This window comes from Bacteroides sp. D20 (assembly GCF_003436255.1).
In the GTDB taxonomy this organism is placed as follows: Bacteria; Bacteroidota; Bacteroidia; order Bacteroidales; family Bacteroidaceae; genus Bacteroides; species Bacteroides uniformis.
The window spans coordinates 926-4057 of sequence record NZ_QSOO01000039.1; the positions used below are offsets into that span (position 1 = coordinate 926).

At 47.9% G+C, this 3132-nt stretch carries 1 protein-coding gene and 1 pseudogene; both read right to left on the reverse strand.

Features of this window, described 5'->3' with window-relative positions; genetic code table 11:
- A pseudogene (locus DXD78_RS20760) lies at positions 1 to 558 on the reverse strand (helicase); the annotation flags it as partial.
- A gap of 103 nt (positions 559 to 661) precedes the next feature.
- On the reverse strand, positions 662 to 2329 hold the full coding sequence (gene ltrA, locus DXD78_RS20770) for a group II intron reverse transcriptase/maturase (RefSeq protein ID WP_117652954.1): 1668 nt from the start codon (positions 2327 to 2329) through the stop codon (positions 662 to 664).
- Positions 2330 to 3132 lie beyond the last annotated feature (803 nt).

Below are 3132 nucleotides of genomic sequence, written 5' to 3' on the forward strand. Positions count from 1 at the left end.
CAAACGCTTTCCGATGACTTTCTCATCGGCGGAATCCACTCCGTCCACCTTTATTATATTAAGGTGATTGCCCTCCTTGTCGGTCTGCACCACAGAGAGGAAGCGGTTCCAGTCCTCCGTCATGGCATCTATGAAAGCTGTGTTGTTGCCCAGCTCGCGGGTCTTCGATTCCAGCTTGAACTCCGAATCACGCTTGCCCTTGTTGAACGACTTGCGTTCCCCTTCGAGCGAGGCGATACGTTTTTCCAGTTTCGCCTTGTCCAGCAGGTCGGTGTTGCCGGATAGCAACGCCATATATTCCGAGAAGTTCATGCCCGATTTCTCGTCCATTGCCCCCTCGTCGATGGTACGCGCTTCCATAGCACCGCTTTTAAGCTGGCTGATGAAAGTCTGCTTGCAGTGCAGGAGGTTGAACTTGTAACTGTCCAGTGATTTTTCCACCGCGTAGATTATTACGTCCACGTTGTTCCCGGCGAAATGCTTGGCTATCTCGTTGCCTGCTCTAACTCCCCGTCCGTCACGCTGTTGCAGGTCGGACGGTCGATCGGGTAGGTCAAGGGCATTACTGCCCTCTTCCCCCCTCAGAACCGTACGTGAGGGTTTCCCCTCATACGGCTCAAGCTTTTCAAAGTCTCTGTTCGTGTGCAGAGACCGGCTCATCCTACTTCTTGTTTCCATTGTTTTTACGGGATAATTTGAAACATTCATCATGAACCAACAGATTGCATTTCCGTCCGTCTTGTACGGTCGGCATTACATTCCATGCCTTATGCGTGTCAATCGGTTCACCACATATCGGACATTTCCGACCTTGCTTTTCCCATAGGTAAAGCAGGGATTTACGTCCTTTCAGCGTCACAAGCATCTTTGACTTCATTCTTTTATTGAAGTACAGGCGGCAGTCTGCGTCAAACGGATTCATGTCCCCCTTTATCTGCGTATATTGCAGAAAAGGAAACGAAGATGCCAGTTTCAACAAGGTAAGTTGGTCTTCTTTGCCGTTTGATTTCTTGAACTTAGCCGCAAAAGTCCAGCTGTTCCCTCGGATATTGTGCCAATAGCGGTCTTTTATCCACTGTTTCCCTTTCTTGGAATGACGGCGTTTAGCCCATTGCCACAAGGCGAGAAATATCTGATGGTCAATTCTGTGAAAAGAATCACGTGTCGCCCCATGCTGATAATATGCTCCCCATCCTCGGATTTTAGCATTCAACATCCTGATTAATGATTCCTGCTTGCAACCCTTATGGCCTTTTGTCACCTTACGGATATTCTCCATAAAGCGTTTTTCGGCTTTCTTGGTCGGCTTGGTCAATATTTCATTGCCGTATTTGCGGATGTTGAAACCGAGAAAATCGAAACCGTCACGGATATTGGTTATCACCGTCTTTTCTTCTGATAAGGTCAGACCTCTTTCAGACATAAAGTCGGCTACCAATGGCTTGATTTCCTTTTCAAGTGTTTCACGGTTCTCGCAGGTAATTATAAAGTCATCAGCGTAGCGGACAAGATTCACCATTGGCGAATATAACTTACCTTTGATTCTAACTCGTTTATATTTCTCTGCAAGGACTTTCTGCAATCCATCCAATGTCATATTGGCAAGCGTGGGAGAGATAATGCCACCTTGTGGCGTTCCCTCCTCTGTCGGGAACATCTGTTTGTTGAAGATATAGCCGCATTTCAACCATTTTCGGAGCATTGCCTTATCCATAGGGATGTTGGCAAGCAGCCATTCATGGCTGATATGGTCGAAGCACCCCTTTATGTCACCCTCCAGAATCCATTCGGGAGAATAGCCTTTTCGGAGAATGTTATGGCATTGCATTACCGCATCCATACAGCGACGTTCCTTGCGGAAACCGTATGAACGTGTGTCGGCTGTTGTTTCCGACACTGGTTCCAATGCCATGAGGTAGAGTGCTTGCATGGCTCTGTCTTTCATTGTCGGTATTCCCAACGGTCGCAGTTTGCCATTACTCTTCTTGATGTGGACTCTTCTCAGCGGCTTCGGCTGGTAGCCTCTGCGTTTGAGTTCGCTTATCGCTTGTGTTTTTGCTTCGGGTTTCTCCCATGTTTCCATGTCCACCCCGGGGGTGTTGCCACCTCCGTTAGAAGTAACTCTCTTTACGGCTAAGGCTTTTGCGTAAAAAGAGTGGGTCAGCGTCCACTGCAAGGCTTTCACCTTGTTGTATCTGCCTTCCTTCTGAGCCTTTACAATACGCGCTTGTAGCTTTCTGACAGCCAACTCCGCTTTAGTCCAGTCTATTCTGTCCCAAAGTGTTTGCTGATTGTCAGCAGGCGCACACGATGTCTTGTTTTCGTTCATTTGCTTTCCTCCTTTTGAAAGTTCTAAAAGTTAATTGTAAAGAATCACCATTTGACAACATTCGGTTTGATTGCCTACCTAATGTCGTCACAGAAGTCTGCCCACTTTCGTGTCGGATGATGTCGCCCACATCAGCCCGTGATGTCGGTTCAATCCGTATCCGCTCCATTACAGAACGGCATTCGCTTTTTCTGTTATCTTATACCTGCACACCATTCGGCTTTCATTGCTGTCAGCTTACCTGTCATTTTTACATGACAGGAGATATACAGGCTTACCATGTTCCACATAGATAACTAACGGATAGGTTAGGTTCTGTCTCATCCTCCGGCGGTGCTTATATCCGTGTAATCCTACCATGGAGAGGATTAACCGACCGCTTCCCTTTTGGGTAGAGTGTGCCAGTATCTTACACTCTTTCGTGACATTACGAAGTTTACTAACAGTTCGCTTGCGCTAACCATACTATCCAGCCTCGCCACTCTACGGTATGATACTAACCGTACTTGACTTCCCCTCACGGTTCTGTCTTGTCTTGCGAAAGTGTACTTCGTCCCGACCGCTTAATACAACATTAAGGTGCATCGGTCGGTAGGCTACCGCTGACGGAACAGCGGGTTAAAGCTGATACCCGTAAGTATCATTCCAACAATTATCTATGCGACTTCATGTCGCACCCACGGCGTATCAAGATGATGAATTGCCACACACCGTTTCTGTGCGTTCACACCCGTTCCGAGCATGGAGGTGGAGCCGAACAGCACACGCACCGTCCCGGCGTTCATGGCGTCTATCACCGCCTT

Bases quoted from the DNA above. Each gene is read 5' to 3' on its own strand.
- ltrA (WP_117652954.1), bottom strand. From the start codon at position 2,329: ATGAACGAAAACAAGACATCGTGTGCGCCTGCTGACAATCAGCAAACA.